This is a genomic window from Mesorhizobium sp. M0771 (genome assembly GCF_040320155.1).
GTDB lineage: Bacteria > Pseudomonadota > Alphaproteobacteria > Rhizobiales > Rhizobiaceae > Mesorhizobium.
On record NZ_JAMYPC010000019.1, the window covers coordinates 91,448 to 109,296 of the forward strand.

19 protein-coding genes are annotated in these 17,849 nt (G+C 63.4%); 7 read left to right on the top strand and 12 right to left on the bottom strand.

What is annotated here, in order from left to right; translation table 11 throughout:
- Positions 1-6: 6 nt before the first annotated feature.
- Entirely contained in the window at positions 7-327 is a 321-nt protein-coding gene (locus tag NKI05_RS25115; protein ID WP_023815681.1) for a DUF1330 domain-containing protein, read from the bottom strand.
- 248 nt (positions 328-575) lie between these two features.
- Between NKI05_RS25115 and NKI05_RS25120 the strand changes: the two genes are divergently transcribed.
- Positions 576-1,511, top strand: coding sequence for a glycosyltransferase family 2 protein (locus NKI05_RS25120; protein ID WP_023673297.1), 936 nt, complete (start codon positions 576-578; stop codon positions 1,509-1,511).
- 51 nt (positions 1,512-1,562) lie between these two features.
- Here the strand turns inward: NKI05_RS25120 and NKI05_RS25125 are convergent, their stop codons facing one another.
- The 3 genes from NKI05_RS25125 to NKI05_RS25135 form a co-directional block, all read right to left on the bottom strand.
- Complete coding sequence (locus tag NKI05_RS25125; protein WP_023714977.1) at positions 1,563-2,351, bottom strand: DUF1194 domain-containing protein; 789 nt, start codon at positions 2,349-2,351, stop codon at positions 1,563-1,565.
- Positions 2,352-2,415: 64 nt separating this feature from the next.
- On the bottom strand, positions 2,416-4,236 hold the full coding sequence (locus NKI05_RS25130) for an ABC transporter ATP-binding protein/permease (protein WP_352793383.1): 1,821 nt from the start codon (positions 4,234-4,236) through the stop codon (positions 2,416-2,418).
- Positions 4,237-4,373: 137 nt separating this feature from the next.
- Positions 4,374-5,156: a class I SAM-dependent methyltransferase gene (locus NKI05_RS25135; protein WP_023670688.1), complete on the bottom strand. Its 783-nt coding sequence runs from the start codon at positions 5,154-5,156 to the stop codon at positions 4,374-4,376.
- A 118-nt stretch (positions 5,157-5,274) separates the two neighbouring features.
- Between NKI05_RS25135 and gloB the strand changes: the two genes are divergently transcribed.
- Positions 5,275-6,042 carry a hydroxyacylglutathione hydrolase gene (gloB, locus tag NKI05_RS25140; protein ID WP_023670687.1) on the top strand — a complete coding sequence of 256 codons (768 nt, stop codon included), beginning with the start codon at positions 5,275-5,277 and terminating at the stop codon, positions 6,040-6,042.
- Positions 6,043-6,062: 20 nt separating this feature from the next.
- Positions 6,063-6,494, top strand: coding sequence for a cupin domain-containing protein (locus NKI05_RS25145; RefSeq protein ID WP_023686724.1), 432 nt, complete (start codon positions 6,063-6,065; stop codon positions 6,492-6,494).
- Here NKI05_RS25145 and NKI05_RS25150 read toward each other — a convergent pair.
- The 3 genes from NKI05_RS25150 to NKI05_RS25160 are packed head-to-tail and all read right to left on the bottom strand — an operon-like array spanning position 6,491 to position 8,895.
- A complete protein-coding gene (locus tag NKI05_RS25150; RefSeq protein WP_023670685.1) occupies positions 6,491-7,165 on the bottom strand; it encodes a lysoplasmalogenase family protein in 675 nt (224 codons plus the stop codon). The two genes, NKI05_RS25145 and NKI05_RS25150, sit on opposite strands and share 4 nt — an antisense overlap.
- A complete protein-coding gene (gene yddG / locus NKI05_RS25155; RefSeq protein ID WP_023670684.1) occupies positions 7,162-8,049 on the bottom strand; it encodes an aromatic amino acid exporter YddG in 888 nt (295 codons plus the stop codon). Before yddG ends, NKI05_RS25150 begins: the two co-directional genes overlap by 4 nt.
- A gap of 45 nt (positions 8,050-8,094) precedes the next feature.
- Positions 8,095-8,895, bottom strand: coding sequence for a DUF3108 domain-containing protein (locus tag NKI05_RS25160; RefSeq protein ID WP_023685359.1), 801 nt, complete (start codon positions 8,893-8,895; stop codon positions 8,095-8,097).
- A gap of 259 nt (positions 8,896-9,154) precedes the next feature.
- Between NKI05_RS25160 and rpmB the strand changes: the two genes are divergently transcribed.
- The 3 genes from rpmB to NKI05_RS25175 all read left to right on the top strand — a co-directional run bounded on the left by rpmB (position 9,155) and on the right by NKI05_RS25175 (position 10,969).
- The gene (rpmB, locus tag NKI05_RS25165) at positions 9,155-9,451 is read left to right on the top strand and encodes a 50S ribosomal protein L28 (RefSeq protein WP_023670682.1); all 297 of its coding nucleotides are present in this window, start codon (positions 9,155-9,157) and stop codon (positions 9,449-9,451) included.
- Between the two features lie 162 nt (positions 9,452-9,613).
- Entirely contained in the window at positions 9,614-10,294 is a 681-nt protein-coding gene (locus NKI05_RS25170; RefSeq protein ID WP_023685360.1) for a queuosine precursor transporter, read from the top strand.
- Positions 10,295-10,297: 3 nt separating this feature from the next.
- Entirely contained in the window at positions 10,298-10,969 is a 672-nt protein-coding gene (locus NKI05_RS25175; protein WP_023685361.1) for a spermidine synthase, read from the top strand.
- A 5-nt stretch (positions 10,970-10,974) separates the two neighbouring features.
- On the opposite strand, the gene NKI05_RS25180 is transcribed toward NKI05_RS25175, so the two are convergent.
- From NKI05_RS25180 to NKI05_RS25195, 4 genes are all read right to left on the bottom strand, one after another.
- A complete protein-coding gene (locus NKI05_RS25180; RefSeq protein ID WP_023685362.1) occupies positions 10,975-12,000 on the bottom strand; it encodes an esterase-like activity of phytase family protein in 1,026 nt (341 codons plus the stop codon).
- Positions 11,997-13,895, bottom strand: coding sequence for a cobaltochelatase subunit CobT (gene cobT / locus NKI05_RS25185; RefSeq protein ID WP_023685363.1), 1,899 nt, complete (start codon positions 13,893-13,895; stop codon positions 11,997-11,999). Before cobT ends, NKI05_RS25180 begins: the two co-directional genes overlap by 4 nt.
- Before the next feature lie 11 nt (positions 13,896-13,906).
- Complete coding sequence (cobS, locus tag NKI05_RS25190) at positions 13,907-14,893, bottom strand: cobaltochelatase subunit CobS (RefSeq protein WP_023670677.1); 987 nt, start codon at positions 14,891-14,893, stop codon at positions 13,907-13,909.
- 123 nt (positions 14,894-15,016) lie between these two features.
- Positions 15,017-15,646: a J domain-containing protein gene (locus NKI05_RS25195; protein WP_032887126.1), complete on the bottom strand. Its 630-nt coding sequence runs from the start codon at positions 15,644-15,646 to the stop codon at positions 15,017-15,019.
- A gap of 168 nt (positions 15,647-15,814) precedes the next feature.
- On the opposite strand from NKI05_RS25195, the gene NKI05_RS25200 reads away from it, so the two are divergent.
- The gene (locus NKI05_RS25200) at positions 15,815-16,117 is read left to right on the top strand and encodes a BolA family protein (protein ID WP_023670675.1); all 303 of its coding nucleotides are present in this window, start codon (positions 15,815-15,817) and stop codon (positions 16,115-16,117) included.
- 11 nt (positions 16,118-16,128) lie between these two features.
- On the opposite strand, the gene NKI05_RS25205 is transcribed toward NKI05_RS25200, so the two are convergent.
- A complete protein-coding gene (locus NKI05_RS25205; protein ID WP_023701378.1) occupies positions 16,129-17,682 on the bottom strand; it encodes an acetolactate synthase large subunit in 1,554 nt (517 codons plus the stop codon).
- Between the last annotated feature and the right edge of the window lie 167 nt (positions 17,683-17,849).

A 17,849-nucleotide genomic window follows, 5' to 3' on the forward strand; every position in this document is an offset into this window, starting at 1 on the left:
TTGCCCCTATTCCAGCACGTCCGTCGCCTTGTGCGGGTGCTGAACGCCATCGGCGATGATCACATCGGCGTGGGAGTTGTCGGTGCGCAAGGCCAGAATCTCCCGATAGGCTGATGAATCGTACCAGCCCCACGCATGCGCCCTGTCCGGAAACTCGATGACGATCAGATGCCCGGGCCATTCGTTTTCGACCACGTCCATGTCGCCGCCGTGGACAAGGAAGCGGCCGCCGAACGGCTCCAATGTGGCGTCGATCCTCTGCAGATACTCGAAAATCTGCGGGCCCATTGTGACTTGACGCATATGGGCGACGGCGTAGGCGGCCATGGCTGAACTCCCTGTGAGATCGAAGCCCGACGACCGGCTTCGTTGGCGCAATCTGCAGACATGATGGCCATCGGTCGATTACGTCTGGGGTAATCGGCCGGCTTACCGGCGTCCTGGCTCAACAGTTTGTGATGACATTGCCGCTGGTTTTTTGTAGCGTCGAATCGAATGCCATCCCGGGGTAAGGCTTGGACGGCGACCATCAAAACCTCCGGCCTCCAGGCATTTCGGGGCACAATCGAAGCAACATGTCCAAGGCAACCGACCTCGCTCCGCTGATCTCGGTGATCACACCGACGCACAATCGCCGCAGCAAGGTGGTGCGCGCCGTGGAGAGCGTGCTGGCGCAGAATTTTCCCCGGTTCGAACACATTGTCGTCGATGACGGCTCGACCGACGGTACGGCAGCCGCACTTGCCGAAATCCGCGATCCACGGCTGATCTATGTTGGCTCGAAATGGCGCGGCGCCAATGCCGCCCGCAATGCCGGCATCGAGCGGGCGCAGGCGCCGGTGGTGACATTCCTCGATTCCGACGACGTCTATTTGCCGGATCGCCTGGCGCGGACGCTGGAGCAGTTCGACAACAATCCCTCGCTCGAAGTGCTGATCAGTTCCTTCGTGTCGCTGAAGGGCAATCGCCGCACCAACTGCGTCAACCGCGAGGCGCTGCTGAGCCGCGACTCGCTGGAGCGGGCCCTTGTCGCGCAGACCATCTTCATTGCCGGGTCGGCAATCACCGCCCGGCGCGAGTCGCTGCTGGCCATCGGCGGCTACGACAGTGACGTCACGCGCATGCAGGATCGCGAATTGTTGCTGCGCTTTGCCCGTCGCAGCGGCGCGCAGCTGTCCGAAGTGATCGACTGGAAAAAGTACAACTCGGAGAATTCGATCTCCGGTCGCCGGGACGGCTATGTCGAAGCCTATGCGAGCTTGATCGACAAGCACCCCTATATCGCCGACCGCTACCCCTACATTCCGCCTTACATGATCGCCCGGCAGCTCATCGCCGATGCACTCAAGGGCAGGGTTTCGCAGGCGTTCTCCGGCTATATGGCCAACCGGTCGTCGAAGGCGCTTGGCTATTCGCTGCCGCAGCTGTTGCGTGGCTATGTCGGCGGCCGGCGCTGGCGCCGCGATCTCTATGCCGAATTTCGCGACAAATACGGTGCACGGCCGGCCTGAAGTTTGCCGACAAGCCGCGCAGCGGCTTTCCCCTCCGAACTGCCTCAAACCTCATTTGTCGAGTTCCGGCAGATATGGGTCGGAATATAGCCGCCGGTCGCGTTCGCCCTGCAGGCAGTCCATGGGTGCGGCGGCATCGATCGGGACCACGGTCGCATCGGCGATGCCGCTCACCTCCAGGATCAACTTGCGGCGTATGGCGGTGGCGAATTCCGAGGCCGCATAGATCGGCAACACGAAGGAGCCGGGCCCACCGGTGACGCAGTCGTCATAATACTGGTCGAGATGGCTGAAGGTCGGCGACGGGCTGATCAGGATCGGCAGGCCGTTGATGACGATGCCCTTGGCCACCGCCGCATCGCGTGTCGTGGCGACGGGCAGCCCGGTGTTGTTGGGACCGTCGCCGGAAATGTCGATGACGCTGCGTGGCGCATCGAACCCCGTGCCCTCGAACAGCCCGGCGCCGAAGGCAAGCGCACCGGAAATCGAGGTGCCGCGAAAGCTGCGGAACGGCCGCGCTTCTATTCTGTCGGCGAAGGCGTTGGCGCTCTCTGCGCTGTCGATCACCTGCCAGGCGATGACGCCATCCTCGCGCACGACGCCCGCCCATTCGAAATAGGCAAGCGCGATGCGCCCGGTGGTTCCCGAGCGCACGGCCTTGATGAAATCGGGATGCCTGAGCGCCTCGACATAGCCAGCGCGCTGCAGCGCGAACTCCCTCTCGTCCATCGACTGTGAGATGTCGACGGCCAGCACCAGTTCGACATCCACGGCAACGGCCGGGGCAGCCACGGGCGTGGTGCAGGCAAGGCAGGCAAGCAGGCTGAGCGCATCGAGCATGGCCGCACCACGGATGTTTCGACCCGTGAATCTTCGCCGCGATCGCGGCGAAATAAAGCCCCTTCTACTTCTTTCGCCGCACGGCCGCTTTCGGCGGCGGGTCGATGGCGCCGGTCCTGACTCGAGCGGGTTTCAGTGCCGCAGCACCCGTATCCTTCACGATGTTCAATGCGCGTGGAAAGAAATGACCATTGTGCAGTCCGCGCCCGATGTTGAGGATCGCGGTTTCCGGCAGGCGTTTCTCCAGCATGGACAGTACCCTTCGCAGCGAAGGACCATCGAACGCGTCCATCGCTTCGTCGATGACCACCCATTTCGGCTGCCGCAAGGCCAGCCTGGCGAAGGCCAGCGACCGCTGTTCGTCATCGTTGAGTTCACGCTCCCAGCGTGCGGAACGGTCGAGCGAGGATGACAGCCGCTCGAGGCCGACCTCGGCCAGCACCGCCCCAAAATCAGCATCGCCAGCCGGCGCCGAGCCATTCGGATGCAGCACTTCGCGTAACGTGCCGGCAGGAAAATACGGAACACGCGGCACGAAAATCGGCGTTTCTCCGGCCGGCAAGCCGATCCGCCCGCTGCCCCAGGGCCAAAGGCCGGCAATGGCGCGGAAGAACAATGTCTTGCCAGCGCCTGGGTCGCCGGTGATCATGACGCGCTCGCCGGGATGGATCTCGACATGGCTGTCTGAAAGTTTGGTGCAGCCCTCCGGCGAGGCCACTTGGAGCTTCTCGAAGGTCAGGCTGCCATTGGCGTTATCGCCGAATTCGATGCGCTTTTCCTTGTCGTGCAGCACATCGGTTTCATCGAGCGCAATGCGGAAGTCGGCAACGCGCATCAGCGTGGCGCGCCAGTCGGCGATGCCGCCGATATTGTTGATGAACCAGCGCAGCGACGAGTGCACCTGGTTGAAGGCGCCGACCGCCATCATCAACCCGCCAAAGCTGATGTCGCCTGAAAAATAGACCGGCGATGCCACCAGGATCGGCGCCACCACGGTGATCCAGCCATAGGTATCGGTCACCCAGGAAAGGTTGATCTGCGCTTTGTAGATGTTTCGCATCGCGCCCAGCACCGTGCCAAGGTCGATTTCGAGCCGTCTCTTGGCATCGGCTTCGCCGTGATAGAGCGCGATGGCGTCGACATTCTCGTTGACGCGCACCATCCCGGAACGCAGCTCGGCCTCGCGGGTGTAGCGGTCGCTGTTGAGGCGGATCAGCGGCCGCCCGACCAGCCAGCTCAGCCAGGAGGCGATGCCGGCATAGAGGAACGCGGCCCAGACCATGTAGCCCGGTATCGCCAGCGACCAGCCGTTGATGTGGAAGACGAAGCCCGACGAGAGTTGCCAAAGCACGCCGACGAACGACACCAGCAGGATGAAGGATTGCAGCAGGCCGACGCCGAGGTCCGTCGACAGATCGGACAGATGCGCGGCATCCTGCTGCATGCGCTGGTCGGGATTGACGCCGATGGCGCCGGCATTGGCGAGCCGGAAGGCCCGCGCCGGCCGCATCCATTGGTCGATCAGGTCGAGCGTCAGCGCCTCGCGCAGCTTCAGCCGGATCATCTGGTTGAGCCAGGTCTGAGCGATGTTGAGCAGCAGCAGCGTGCCGGCAATCACGGCAAAGATCATCAGTTGATGCAGGAAGGCCGCCATGTCGCGACGCGCCAGCGCATCGTAGAAAGGCTGGTTCCAGCGGTTGAGCAGAACCTGGCCGATCGACGTGGCGACGATGACCGCCATAATGCCGACCGACGTCCAGACCAGCCACTTGCGCACCGGTGAGCCTATCAGCGCCCGTTTGATCGTCGCCACCTGATCGCGCAGGCTGCTGGCTTCGACGGTTACCGGCTGAGCGGTGGCGGACTTGTCCGGTTGATCAGCCATGCACGAGGTCCTTGCGTTCAGAAGCGTTGCTGAAACCAGATGGAGAGACTTGAAGGCATCCGCCGCTCAAACGGACCGCGAATGCATCTGTGACAGATAGGTGGGAAAAACCCACGCAACACCAGTTTTCATGATGATCACGAAGGTGTCACCTGACGCGTCGTCGATGTCACCCCTTCCGCCCGGCGGCCAAGCCGCGTCGCACCGTGCGGTGACAGTACCGGCACGAAGACACGGCGCGAGGCGCGCTGCGCGACCGGCACGCCCTGATAGAGCCGCTTCTGCGCCTCGACCACGATGACGCCGGAAAAGATCGGCCAGAACCGCCGGCCGGCGCGCTCCAGCACATTGTGGAACCGCATCATGAAGCGCCGCGGCGATGGCGGGAAGAACAGCGCGTCGGACCAGGAAGCCGGTGTGAAATTCGCCTCGCGCAGCAATTCTGTCAACTGGCCGCGCGAGAACGGCCGGCCATTGCCGAACGGCGTGTGCTCGAACCGCGCCCAGACACCGCGCCGGTTGGGCACGACGATGACGACGCGCCCTGCCGGCGACAGCACCCGCCAGATCTCGTTCAGCGTCTCGCGCGGGTTTTCGACATGTTCGAGCGAATGCACGAGCAGCATGCGGTCGATGCAGGAATCGACCAGCGGCAATTCCTCGTCGAAGACCAGCGCCGTAGCCGTCGGCCCGTTCGCCGGCCAGACGACGGCGCCTTGCGTAGCAGGCATGAAGGCAAACACCCGCTCGGCATCGGTGCCGAACCGCTCCAGCCACGGCAAGGTATAGCCGAGCCCGACCAGCCGCTCATTGGGCACTGTTGCCCATATTGAGGACAGCGCCATGGTGATCGAGCGTTCAGCCAGGCGGCCGAGCGTGGTCGAATAGAAGGAGCGGAGATCGACGATATCGGAATGCATGCGCGGGACGGTAGCTGCGATGCCGCCCAAGTTCAACAAAGCCGGCACGTTCTGCAAAGCTAGAGTGACATCGGCGGCCAAGCGCCCTATGTCTGCGCCAACAGATGGAGAGATGCCAATGCCCGTCGAAATCGAACAGTTCATGTGCCGCAGCGACAATTTCGGCGTGCTGGTGCATGACCCGAAAAGCGGCGAGACCGCCATTATCGACGCGCCCGAAGAAGCGCCGATCATTGCCGCGATCGAGCGTACCGGCTGGAAGCCGACGATGATCCTGACCACCCACCACCATGTCGACCATGTCGAGGCCAATCTGGCGCTGAAGGAGCGCTTCAAGCTGCGCATCGTCGGACCGGAGGCTGAAAAGGAAAAGATCCCCGGCATCGACGAGACCGTCGGGCAAGGCTCGGTCGTCCATCTCGGCGGCGAGCGGATCGATGTCATCGCCACGCCCGGCCACACTGCGGGCCATGTCTCCTATCATTTTCCGGCCTCGAAAGTGGCGTTCACCGCCGACACTTTGTTCGCGCTCGGCTGCGGCCGGCTGTTCGAATGCAAGCCGCCGGTGATGTATGAGTCGCTGAAGAAGCTCGCCGCACTCCCGGCGGACACGGTCATCTATTGCGGCCATGAGTATACGCTTTCGAACGCCCGCTTTGCGTTGACCGTCGACCCGACCAATTCGGCGCTGAAAGAACGTGCCGCCAAGATCGAGACCCTGCGCGCCGACAACAAGGCGACGCTGCCGACCACGATCGGCGAGGAATTGTCGACCAATCCGTTCCTGCGCTGGCACGACCCGGCGATCCGCAAGCATCTCGGTATGGAGGAGGCCTCCGACGCCGAAGTGTTCGCGGAAATCCGCAAGCGCAAGGACAATTTCTGAGCATCGTTCCGGGATCAGCCATGACCAGCGCCGCTGAAATCATCGCCATGCTTGGCCTCAAGCCGCATCCGGAAGGCGGCTGGTATGCCGAGACCTTTCGCGACGGCGCCGGTGGCGCGCGTGGCCATTCGACGGCGATCTATTTCCTCCTTGAACAGGACCAGATTTCGGCCTGGCACCGGGTCAAGGACGCGGCCGAGGTCTGGCATTTCCATGCCGGGGCGCCGCTGGCGCTGTCGACGTGCGAGGAAGGCAGTCCAAAGGTAAACCAGGTGATCGAGCAGGTGCTCGGCATTGAACTTGCGGCGGGCGAGCGGCCGCAGATCGTTGTGCCGGCCGGCTGGTGGCAATCAGCGCGCAGCCTCGGCGAATGGACGTTGGTCGGCTGCACCGTGGCGCCGGGCTTCGACTTCGCCGCGTTTGAAATGGCCGAGCCGGGCTGGCAGCCTTAGGCCAGAAGAAAACCAAGAGTTATGCAGAGCTGGGCGGCATAGTAGAGCACCCAGACCGCATAACGGATGCCGGCGCGATAGGGTGCTATTGCCGGAACCAGGAATTTCTCCGCGGCAAGCAGCCCGTCCGATGCCATGAACATAACAGCGCCGCCGATGACCCACGGATTGTCGAGCGTCAACGCCGAGATGCCCATCGCCAGAATGGCCGCGATATAGATGGCGATCGGCACCCGCAGGCCGGGACTGACACGGCGCCAGAGCGCCGCCAGCATGACGACTGCGAAGGCCGCCATGGCAAGCGCGATGGCGCCGCGCCATGTCTCGGTGCTGAGCACATCCAGCCCGCCGCCGCCGCGCAGGAAGAGCGGCACATAGAGGACATGCGCCGCAAGGAAGCTGGCCAGCCCGCCGAGGAAGGCCTTTTCGCCGTCACGCGACAGGAAGGCATCGCCGACGCCGCTGAGCAGCAGTGCGACGACGAGCAACAGCGGCCCACCTTGCATGAAGGCCAGCGCCGCAAGCATGGCCACGGCCAGCGTCTTTGCCGCCGAGCGGGCCAGCGTCGGCCGCATATCCAGGGTGAAGGCGTAGATCACTGCCGCCACCAGCGAAAAAATCAATGTTGCATTTGCGTTGGCGTCGATGCCGCCGGCAAACGGCATCGTCATGCGCTTGCCCCGCCAGTTGCCGCCTTGCGCAGGAACAACGATTTCGCCGCCAGCGCCGCCCCACCCGTGATCAACACGCAGGCGGCCAAGATACGCAGCGACGGCTCGGCAACGCCCGCCGCGATCAGCACCAATGTCGACAGCAGTGGCGCCGCATAGCTTGCCGCGCCGAGCACCTGGATGTTGCCGCGCTTGACGCCGATATCCCAGGCATAGAAGGCGGCACCCACCGGCATCAACCCCAAACCAACCACCGCCAGCCACTGGCCGGGGCCATCGGGCAGCACCGTCTTTTCCAGCAGAAGATGGCAGATGAGGGACAGGGCTGCGGTGGCGGCGCAGAACCAGGTGACGATCGAGGTTGGCACCGCCGGAAAGCGCCGCGACAGCAGCGAATAGGACGACCACAGCAGCGCACACACGGCCGCCATCGCATAGCCGAAGGTGTAGCGAGCATCGAAGGCGAGGCCGCCACCCTTGGTGACGATCAGCACGGTCCCGGCGAGCCCGAGTAGCGCGCCGACGACATGGTTCCAGGCCAGCTTCTCGCCCGGCATCAGCGCTGATCCGAGCACGATCAGCAGCGGCCACAGATAGGCGATCAGGCTTGCCTCCACCGCCGGCGCGTTGCGCAGCGCGGTGAAATAGAAGAAATGGTAGCCGAACAGTCCGGCAATGCCGATCACCCAGACCTGGCGTGGGATCTTCAGGCTTTTATCGGTCGCCGGCATGAACAGCCGGGCAACCAGCCCGACCGCGGTGCCGATGGTGAAGGTGATGGCCGAGAGCAAGAATGGCGGCACGGCGCCCGACGCATCGGTGAGCAACGCCAGCAGCGCCCACATGGCGACCGCCGAGAAACCGATCAGTGTTGCGCGCCCCATGCCCGTCTCCGGCGACGCGCCCCATTTCTATTCGGGTAGGCGCATCTATTCAGTTGCTTCGAACCGCCCCGCGCTGACAGTCAAGGTGCCGATCTGCGTCCCGACCGTGGCGTGGATCGGCGCATATATGCCGGTTTGGCCGAGCGGTGCAAACGTCACCATCATCTGGCTCTTCTTCTTCAGGTAATTCAGCGCCTTGCGGCCCTTGCGGTAGCCTGCCACCGGCTCGAAGCTCATCTTGCAGGTAACGGTGTCGCCCTTGTAGCCCTTGACCGAGATCGATCCTTTCGAGGCGTAGGTCAGCGTCAGGTCGGCGCGCATCTCGCCGTCATAGAATTTCACCTTGCGCCCACAGACCTGGTCGAGGCTGTCAGCATGGATGACGGTAGCCGCCATCGGATCGAGCACCGATGCCAGATCGTTGCTGCCCAGCGGTATCCAGTTTTTGGGATTGCGCTTTTTCGGCTCGGGAATGATCTGGGTGGCGGTCACCGCGCCATTGGCAAAGCGGATATCGACCATGGAAGCCTTCTTGCCGGACTTATAATCGGCGCGAAATACCTGCGGCTGCATCTGCTTGCCCAGGATCTTGCCCTTTGACGAGATCGTGCCGCTCGTGTCGTCGAACAAGGTGGCGAGACCCGCGCTGGAGACGGTGCCGTCTATGGAATAGCTATCGCCTTCGTAGTGGCTGGAAAATGTCGCCTTGGCCACGGAAAGACCGAGGAACGACACCGTGTATTCGCCCTTGAAGGACTGTGCGGTGGCTGCGGGCGCGGCGGCAAGGGTTGATGTTGGCAAGGCGGCGACAAATATGGCGACAACGGCATGTGACGGGCGAAGCATGGCGGGCTCGGTCCTTGATTTTTTAACCGGAGGCGGGCGACTCCGGCTTGAGATGTCCCTGTCCGACCGCTTATAGGCTGAATTCCGGCCTTTATGTGAAACGCTCGTCACAGTCGTGGGCAAGCCGGAGCTTGACGCATTGGCGAAATGCAACTATGGAACGCCAACTTTTCCATAAGGCCGCCTGACTGAAACCGCGCGCCACCCGGCGCGGGCGAACAAGGTTTGGCAGGCTTAGACAGAACTGAAGGTTAGAACCATGTCCCGCACCTGCGAACTCACTGCCAAGGCAGTCCAGACCGGCAACAATGTGAGCCACGCCAACAACAAGACCAAGCGCCGCTTCCTGCCGAACCTCGTCAATGTGACGCTGATTTCGGAAGCGCTGAACCAGAATGTGCGCCTGCGCATTTCGGCCAACGCGCTGCGTTCGGTCGAGCATCGCGGCGGCCTCGACGCCTTCCTGGCCAAGGCCGACGCCAAGGAATTGTCGCAGCGCGCGCGCCTGTTGAAGAAGCAGATCGCCAAGAAGCTGGCCGACCAGCCCGCCGCTTAACGATATCAAGGCGGGGGACGACCGCCCTGAGCATCGGAGCAATCCGATGCTCAAAACTTCTAAGGCAGCAGCATCGGAGCAATCCGACGCTCAAAACTTGCAAGGCAGCGCGACCCGAACCTCGGCTAGCGCCTGGCTGGTTCCATTACCCAGGATAAAAAAATGACTTCCTTCTCGCGATATCTGCCCTTTGTGGCCGCCATGGCGCTTGTCGTCGTGGCATCGAACATCCTCGTGCAGTTCCCGATGCAGGGCCAGGCCGGCGGTCTGTCGCTGGGCGACATCCTGACCTGGGGCGCCTTCACCTATCCCTTCTCCTTCCTGGTCACCGACCTTGCCAACCGCCGCTACGGGCCGACCGTGGCGCGCCGCATCGTCTTTGTCGGCTTCATGACCGCGGTAGTCTGCTCGATCCTCGTCCCGCCCTTCCTGTTTCGCCACGGCCTGATCGAGTTCGAGACATCAGCCGACCGGCTGGTGCGCATCGCCACAGCTTCCGGCGCGGCCTTCCTTTGCGCGCAATTGCTCGACGTCACCGTGTTCAACCGGTTGCGCCGGCAGAGCTGGTGGCGCGCGCCGATCGTCGGCACGCTGGTCGGCTCGGTGTTCGACACCCTGGTGTTCTTCAGCATCGCCTTTTCGGCCGCCTTCGCTTTTGCCGGCCCGAACGACAGCTTTGCGCTGGAGACGGCGCCGCTGATGGGCGTGCTGCCGGTCGAGACCATGCGCTGGGTCTCCTGGGCGCTGGGCGACCTTTCGGTGAAGCTGATCATCGCTGTTGTGGCCCTGATCCCCTACCGGCTGCTCGCCGCCCACTGGAGCCAGCCGGCCGTGGCTGTCTAGGCCGTGATTCCCTGGGTCCAGCTCGGCTCGGCCAAAACGCCTGACGGCGGACAGGAACTGCGCCTCAAGCAGCGCGGCAGCGAATTCTCGATCATGCTCGGCACCAATGAGCTGATGAACAGCCGCCTCAGCGGCTCCGAGGAAGCGCTGGCCAAGCTCTCCTGTGAAAAGATCGGCGGCCGCGCCCAACCGAAAATCCTGATCGGCGGCCTCGGCATGGGTTTTACGCTGCGCGCTGCGCTTGCCCAAATGGGCGCCGACGCAGGCATCACCGTTGCCGAGCTTGTCCCCGCCGTCATCGCCTGGGCGCGCGGCCCCATGGAGGCGGTCTTCGCCGGCTGTCTCGACGATCCCCGTGTGACGGTTCGCGAAGCCGACGTCGGGCACATCATAAGATCCGACAAGGCAGCCTGGGACGCCATCCTGCTCGATGTCGACAATGGCCCCGAAGGCATCGTCTACAAGGGCAACGACGCCCTCTATGGCGCTGCCGGCCTCGGCGCGGCGCGTACAGCGCTCAGGCCCGGAGGCGTGCTGGCTGTTTGGTCGCAAGGCCCCGATGCCGGCTTCACACGTAGGCTCAACCAGGCGGGCTTTGTCGTGGACGAGGTGAAGACGCGCGCCAATGGCAAGCGCGGCGCGCGCCACGTCATCTGGATCGCCACCAAGCCTTAGGGCTCTCAATCCTGGTGCAGGATGAATTCCAGATAGAGGTTGCGCTGCAGGATCGAATGGTTGTCGTCCGAGATCAGCGACACCATCAGCGCTCCGTCATCGCGGGTCCAGACGTCGAGCCCTTCCATATTGTCGATCTGGTATCCCATATCGGCTTCCATCAGCACCGGCCCGTCGGCAACCGCGCCCTTCTCGACGCTTTCGCCATAGATGCGTCGCAGCCGCATCCTGACACCGCCGGCCATCGAGAAACTGCGCTCCAGCAGCAAGAGATCGCCATCCGGCAGGAAAGCGCCGTCGGTGATGTCGAAATCGCCGTTGCGCTTGACCGTGAAGACGCCCTTGTGCGGCCCTTCGATGATGGCGGCATAGATGTTGCCAGCCTTGTCCAAGCTCTTTTCCGAGACCACGACGAGGCCGCCCTCGTGCTGGCCGTTGGGATTGGCGTGGGTGACGGTCTCGAAACCGCGGTTCTGTCGCAGTTCGCGGGCTGGAACCAGAAAGTTCAGTTGCTTGAACGGCGCCGTCATGTTGCTGGGGTCGATCTTGAACTGGGCGACGCGGTGATCGCGCTCGAAGCCGACGGTGGCGATGCCGTCCTTGACTGCAAGGCCCTCGGCATCGACTTCCCATTTCCTGTCGATCGGCCGGCCCTTCTCATCGACCATCTGCTGCATGCGGAAATTCTGGATGCCGGACGGCCGCTTGTCGGCATCATGGGTGATAGAGCCGAAGAACCAGAAGCCCGTATCGGCGACGCCGATGAAATCGCTGCCGGGTTTGACGAACCGAAATGCCGACAGCGCGCCGAAATCGCGCGTCGTCGAGTTCATCTCAAGACCGCCGACGAATTCCAGCGGCCCAAACTGCTTGTCGGCGCTGCCGATATGGAAGGTGGTGATCGGCCGCGCCGAGACTTCGACCGGCTCGACCGCGCTTGGGCCGGCGGCGATGGCCGGCGCAAACGCCATGCCGGACAAGGCAGTGACCGCGAAGAGCATCTGCCGAAACCCGCCGCGCAAAAAAATCATCCGGCGCGCCGGTAGCCGCCGCGGCGTGTATCGCGCACGTTTTCCTCGGCGAACAGCGAGGCCAGCTGCTCGGTCATGGCGCCGGCCAGTTCCTCGGCATCGACGATGGTGACGGCGCGCCTGTAATAGCGGGTGACGTCGTGGCCGATGCCGATGGCCAGAAGCTCGACCGGCGAGCGCGTCTCGATCAGCTCGATGACGGCGCGCAGGTGCCGCTCGAGATAGTTGCCAGGATTGACCGACAGCGTCGAGTCGTCAACCGGCGCGCCGTCCGAGATCATCATCAGGATCTTGCGCTGTTCGGGCCGGGCGATCAGCCGGTTGTGCGCCCATAACAACGCCTCGCCGTCGATGTTTTCCTTCAGCAGGCCCTCGCGCATCATCAGGCCGAGATTGCGCCGGGCGCGACGCCACGGATGATCGGCGGATTTGTAGATGATGTGGCGCAGATCGTTGAGCCGGCCGGGGTTCGGCGGCTTGCCGTCCTTCAGCCACTTCTCGCGAGCCTGTCCGCCCTTCCACGCCCGCGTGGTGAAGCCGAGGATCTCGACCGAGACGCCGCAGCGCTCCAGCGTGCGCGCCAGAATGTCGGCACAGGTGGCGGCAACCGTGATCGGCCGACCGCGCATCGAGCCCGAATTGTCGAGCACCAGCGTCACCACCGTGTCGCGGAATTTGGTGTCGCGCTCCTGCTTGAACGACAAGGGCTGCATCGGGTCGATGACGACACGAACCAGGCGTGCCGGATCGAGATAACCCTCTTCGAGGTCGAAATCCCAGGAACGGTTCTGCTGCGCCATCAGGCGGCGCTGCAGCCGGTTGGCGAGCCGTCCGACGACGCCGGAGAGATTGGCCAGTTGCTTGTCGAGGAAGGCGCGCAGCCGGTCGAGTTCTTCTTCCTCGCACAGCTCTTCCGCACCGACCGTCTCGTCGAAGGCGGTGGTGAAAACCTTGTAGTCGATCTCTTTCGGCAGGTTGGCGAACGGGTTGTCGTTACGGCGCGCCTCGCCCGGCGTTTCGGCGTCCGCATCGTCATCGTCGGAAAGATCGTCGGCAGTGGCGTCGGAGGCCTCAGTCTCGGACGACTGTTCGTCGTCGGCCGAGGCCTCGGCATCCTCGGATTGCGACTGCTCGGAGCCGGAATCCTCTTCGCCGCCCTCCTCGCTCTGCTCCTCGCCTTGCGGCTGGTTCTCGTCATTGTCCTCGGAGTCTTCGGTCTCCTGATCGTCGCCGAGTTCCTCGGCCATCTCCATGGACGCCAGCATCTCACGCACGACGCGGGCGAAGGCCTGCTGGTCGCCGAGCTTGGCCGACAGTCCGTCGAGATCGGCCTTGGCCTTCTCCTCGACCCAGGGCCGCCAGAGTTCGACCAGCCGCTCGCCGCTCTTCGGGATCGGCCGCCCGGTCAGCTTTTCGCGCACCATCAGCGCCAGCGCTTCCTCGATCGGCGCGTCGGCCTTGTCCTTGACGTCGACAAGGTTGGCCTTGGCGTATTTGTCCTCCAGCATGGAGCCGATATTGTCGGCGACGCCCTGCATGGCGCGGCTGCCGATCGCCTCGACGCGGGCCTGTTCCACGGCGTCATAGATCGAGCGCGCCAGCTTGCCTTCCGGCGCCAGTTTGGTGTGGATACGCTGATCGTGGCAGGCGCGCTTCAGCGCCATGGAATCGCCCAGGCCACGAGTAATCGCGATGTCTGTCTTGGACGCTTTCTTCGGCAGTTCGGGCAGACGGGCGCGGCTGCCGGCGAGCGCCGGGCGGTCCTTGGCGAAACCGACTTCGAGCTCCTTGTCGCCGGCGATGGCGCGCATGCAGACGGTGACGGCACGCTTGAAGCTGTCGGCTTCAGACCCCGTCTTCGACTTGTTGCGCGTGTTGTCGCCCGGACCCGCCATCGAGGCTCTGCTCAGCCCAGCACCACGTTGGCGGCGCTCTCGGGCAGGTCCTCGCCGAAGGCGCGCTGGTAGAACTCGGCCACCACCGAACGCTCCAGCTCGTCGCACTTGTTGAGGAAGGTCAGCCGGAACGCCATGCCGATATTGCCGAAGATCTCGGCATTTTCGGCCCAGGTGATGACAGTACGCGGGCTCATCACGGTCGACAGATCGCCATTGATGAAGGCCGAGCGCGTCATGTCGGCGACCCGCACCATCTTGTTGACGATGTCCTTGCCCTTGCCGTCGCGATAGTGCTTGGCCTTGGCCAGCACGATGTTCACCTCATTGTCGTGCGGCAGGTAGTTCAGCGTGGTGACGATCGACCAGCGATCCATCTGCGCCTGGTTGATCTGCTGCGTGCCGTGATAGAGGCCGGTAGTGTCGCCGAGGCCGACCGTGTTGGCGGTCGAAAACAGCCGGAACGCCGGATGCGGGCGGATAACCCGGCTCTGGTCGAGCAGCGTCAGGCGGCCCGACGATTCCAGCACGCGCTGGATGACGAACATCACGTCCGGACGGCCTGCATCGTACTCGTCGAAGCAGAGCGCGACATTGTGCTGGTAGGCCCAGGGCAGGATGCCGTCGCGGAATTCGGTGATCTGCAGGCCATCCTTGACGACGATGGCGTCCTTGCCGACGAGGTCGATACGGCTGACATGGCTGTCGAGGTTGACGCGCACGCAGGGCCAGTTAAGGCGGGCGGCGACCTGTTCGATATGGGTCGATTTGCCGGTGCCGTGATAGCCAGACACCATGACGCGGCGGTTGTAGGCAAAGCCGGCAAGGATCGCCAGCGTCGTCGCCTTGTCGAACAGATAATCCGGATCGATGTCCGGCACATGTTCCGAGGTCACCGAATAGGCCGGCACCACCATCTTGGACTCGAAGCCGAATTTGTCTTTCACCGACACCGTCGTGTCGGGCAAATTGGCGATGTCGCGATCGACCTTGTTCATCTCTATCCAAGTCTCCACGGGCGAAATGCCTGATTTCGCCGGCAATCGATTTTGTCCGGGGGCGGTCTTAGAGCCTTTTCCACCCTTATGAAAGTTGGAAAACGACACGAACCGTTAGGTTGCTCAGCACAAACCCGCCTGCTTGAGCACGCGATAGGCCTGCAGCACATCGCGGAACCGGTCTTCCGAACCTCTATCGCCGCCATTCGCATCCGGATGGTGGCGCTTCACAAGTTCCTTATAGCGCGCCTTGATGTCCTTGCCAGTCGCCTTTGTATCAAGGCCAAGCGTTTCCAGCGCCTTGGCCTCAAGCGGCTTGGCCTTGCGTTCGCGCGCCTCGCGCGGGTCCTTCGGCCCTTTGAACAGATCGAAGGGATCGCGCATGCGGTTGTAATAGCCGGCGCGACCGGAACGCTGCTGGGCGAAATCGGGCGAGGAGCGCGTCGAGGCGCCGGCGACGCCCATCTTCCATGTCGGCCGGTGGCCGGTCATCGCTTCCTTCTGGAAGCGGGCTATCTCGGTGTCCGGCACGCCGGAGAAGTAGTTGAAACCCTTGTTGTATTCGCGCACATGATCGAAGCAGAACTGAAAATACTCGCCTTCCTTCATGCGTCCGACCGGCGCCCGGTGGGTACCGGCCTCCTTGCAGCCGTCCCACTGGCAGATCGGCGAGTGCGACTTCAGCTCCGCATCCTTGTCGGGACGGACCCGAATTTTCTCGAAATATTTGGGGTACGGTTTCATCTCACCCATTTATGGGCTGTTCGCACGTGCGAAACAAGAATTGACATTTTCGCGATCATCGCCCTAACCGCTGAATCGCGGCATAAAGCAGGGCGAATGGCGATTTTTGAGGCGGCCCGGCGGGATCGATCCCGATTTCCCGATCACGCCTTGCAGATATGGTGAAGGGAGATGGCGATGTCCATACAGGCGACGATGGAAGACAAGCTGAACAAGGCGTTTTCGCCGGAGCGGCTGGCGATCGTCAATGAAAGCCACCTTCATGCCGGTCATCACCACCACGGCTCCGACGATCACGGTGCCTATGACGGCACCGGCGAGACGCATTTTCGCGTCCGCATCGTCTCATCCGTCTTTGCCGGCATGAGCCGCATCGACCGCCACCGCGCCGTCAACGAATTGCTCGCAGCGGAGCTGCAAGCCGGCGTCCATGCGCTGGCAATCGAACCGGCTGCACCCGGCGAAAAGACCCGTTGGTAAGTCTCTCCGCCTCAGATCACCGCTTCGATGAGAAACGGTCCCGGACGCGACAGGGCACTGTCGAGCAGCGCGTCGAACCGCTCGCACGTGTCGGCGCGGGCCGCCTCGACGCCCATGCCTTTGGCCAGCGCAACCCAGTCCAGCGCCGGATGGTCGAGATCGAGCATGCGCCTAGCGTTCTCGCCGATCTCATTGACCCCGACATTCTTCATTTCGCCATGCAGGATGGCGTAGGTCCGGTTGGAAAAGATGATGGTCACGACGTCAAGCTTTTCCCTGGCCTGGGTCCACAGTCCCTGCACCGTGTACATGCCGCTGCCGTCGGCCTCGAGATTGATCACCTTGCGGTCCGGGCAGGCGATCGCTGCTCCTGTCGCCATCGGAATGCCGCCGCCGATCGATCCGCCCGTACCCATCATGTAGTCGTGCGGCGCCGCAAAGGCGGATAGCGCGAAGAACCGTCTCGCCGAGGTGACCGCTTCGTCGCAGACGATGGCATTGGCCGGAAGTTTGCGCGCCACCGACAGCGCGATGGCATCGTCCGTCAGTCTGCCGCTCAGCGTCGGTTCGTCTGGAAAGGCGGTTGCGGCGGCGAATTGCTGCGTCGGCTTGATGCCGACCTCGGCAGCCAGCGCCTCCAGCGCCGCTTTCAGATCCTGGCCATGCGCCGCCAGCGAAAGCACCTTGCAATCGTCCCGAACCAGCCGCCCGGGCTTGCCGGGATAGGCGAAGAAGGCAACCGGCTCCTTGGCGCCGACCAGCACCAGCAAGTCGATATCCCGGAGCATGGCCGTCGCCGCATCGACCGGATAGGGAATGCGGGTCGGGGCGAACCGCCCGCGGCCGCGCTGCATGCGGGCGATCAGAACCTCACTGAACAGCCTGACATCGCTTCCCGATGACATTCTCCCTGCGATTTCAAGTCCATCGGCGCGCGCCGCCTGCCCACGCACCACCATGCCGACACGGCCCGGCGCGGCGCGGATTGCTTCGGCGATCGTGCGCACAACAGCCATGTCGACGGCGGGCGGCGGCTCCAGCTTCACCTTGCCAGGCGAAATCGCAGCAACTTCGCCCCAGGCGGCATCCGCAGGCAGGATCAAGGTCGTGACGCCAGGCGGCGTGAGTGAGGCGCGGAAAGCCGCCTCTGCGGCCGGCACAATATCGGCCGGCCCCTTGACGCGGCCAACCCAGTTCGACATCGGCGACGCCAGGCCTTCTATGTCGCTGGTCAGCGGGGCATCGAGCGGCAGATGGTAGGAAGCATGGTCGCCGACAATGTTGATCATCGGGCTGCGCGCACGCCTTGCGTTGTGCATGTTGGCCAAACCGTTGGCGAGACCCGGTCCGGTATGCAGCAACGTTGCTGCCGGGCGGTCGGTCATGCGCGCATAGCCGTCGGCGGCGCCGGTCACCACGCCCTCGAACAGGCCGAGCACGCAGCGCATCTGAGGTTTGCGGTCCAGTGCGGCAACGAAATGCATTTCGGATGTGCCAGGATTGGCGAAGCAGACCGTGACGTCATTGGCCAGGAGCACGTCGCACAGCAGATCGGCGCCATTCATGATTTTCTTTCCCAATCGACAACTCAGGAACAATTGCACCTGTAGCCGCCGGGTCGGCAATGTCCCGCCGGGGCTTTTGGTCTGATCCAGGACGCCTCGCGGGGATCGGGGATCAACCGACGGTCCATTCAGGAAGGCCAGCATCGCGGCGGTCAACGCGTCGCCGT

Excerpts from the sequence above, each read along its gene's own strand:
- NKI05_RS25200 (WP_023670675.1), top strand. The coding sequence starts at position 15,815 with ATGTCCATACAGGCGACGATGGAAGACAAGCTGAACAAGGCGTTTTCG.
- NKI05_RS25125 (WP_023714977.1), bottom strand. The coding sequence starts at position 2,351 with ATGCTCGATGCGCTCAGCCTGCTTGCCTGCCTTGCCTGCACCACGCCC.
- cobS (WP_023670677.1), bottom strand. The coding sequence starts at position 14,893 with ATGAACAAGGTCGATCGCGACATCGCCAATTTGCCCGACACGACGGTG.
- yddG (WP_023670684.1), bottom strand. The coding sequence starts at position 8,049 with ATGGGGCGCGCAACACTGATCGGTTTCTCGGCGGTCGCCATGTGGGCG.
- NKI05_RS25160 (WP_023685359.1), bottom strand. The coding sequence starts at position 8,895 with ATGCTTCGCCCGTCACATGCCGTTGTCGCCATATTTGTCGCCGCCTTG.
- NKI05_RS25145 (WP_023686724.1), top strand. The coding sequence starts at position 6,063 with ATGACCAGCGCCGCTGAAATCATCGCCATGCTTGGCCTCAAGCCGCAT.
- cobT (WP_023685363.1), bottom strand. The coding sequence starts at position 13,895 with ATGGCGGGTCCGGGCGACAACACGCGCAACAAGTCGAAGACGGGGTCT.
- NKI05_RS25205 (WP_023701378.1), bottom strand. The coding sequence starts at position 17,682 with ATGAATGGCGCCGATCTGCTGTGCGACGTGCTCCTGGCCAATGACGTC.
- NKI05_RS25170 (WP_023685360.1), top strand. The coding sequence starts at position 9,614 with ATGACTTCCTTCTCGCGATATCTGCCCTTTGTGGCCGCCATGGCGCTT.
- gloB (WP_023670687.1), top strand. The coding sequence starts at position 5,275 with ATGCCCGTCGAAATCGAACAGTTCATGTGCCGCAGCGACAATTTCGGC.
- NKI05_RS25115 (WP_023815681.1), bottom strand. The coding sequence starts at position 327 with ATGGCCGCCTACGCCGTCGCCCATATGCGTCAAGTCACAATGGGCCCG.
- NKI05_RS25180 (WP_023685362.1), bottom strand. The coding sequence starts at position 12,000 with ATGATTTTTTTGCGCGGCGGGTTTCGGCAGATGCTCTTCGCGGTCACT.
- NKI05_RS25195 (WP_032887126.1), bottom strand. The coding sequence starts at position 15,646 with ATGGGTGAGATGAAACCGTACCCCAAATATTTCGAGAAAATTCGGGTC.
- NKI05_RS25120 (WP_023673297.1), top strand. The coding sequence starts at position 576 with ATGTCCAAGGCAACCGACCTCGCTCCGCTGATCTCGGTGATCACACCG.
- NKI05_RS25135 (WP_023670688.1), bottom strand. The coding sequence starts at position 5,156 with ATGCATTCCGATATCGTCGATCTCCGCTCCTTCTATTCGACCACGCTC.
- NKI05_RS25150 (WP_023670685.1), bottom strand. The coding sequence starts at position 7,165 with ATGACGATGCCGTTTGCCGGCGGCATCGACGCCAACGCAAATGCAACA.
- NKI05_RS25130 (WP_352793383.1), bottom strand. The coding sequence starts at position 4,236 with ATGGCTGATCAACCGGACAAGTCCGCCACCGCTCAGCCGGTAACCGTC.
- rpmB (WP_023670682.1), top strand. The coding sequence starts at position 9,155 with ATGTCCCGCACCTGCGAACTCACTGCCAAGGCAGTCCAGACCGGCAAC.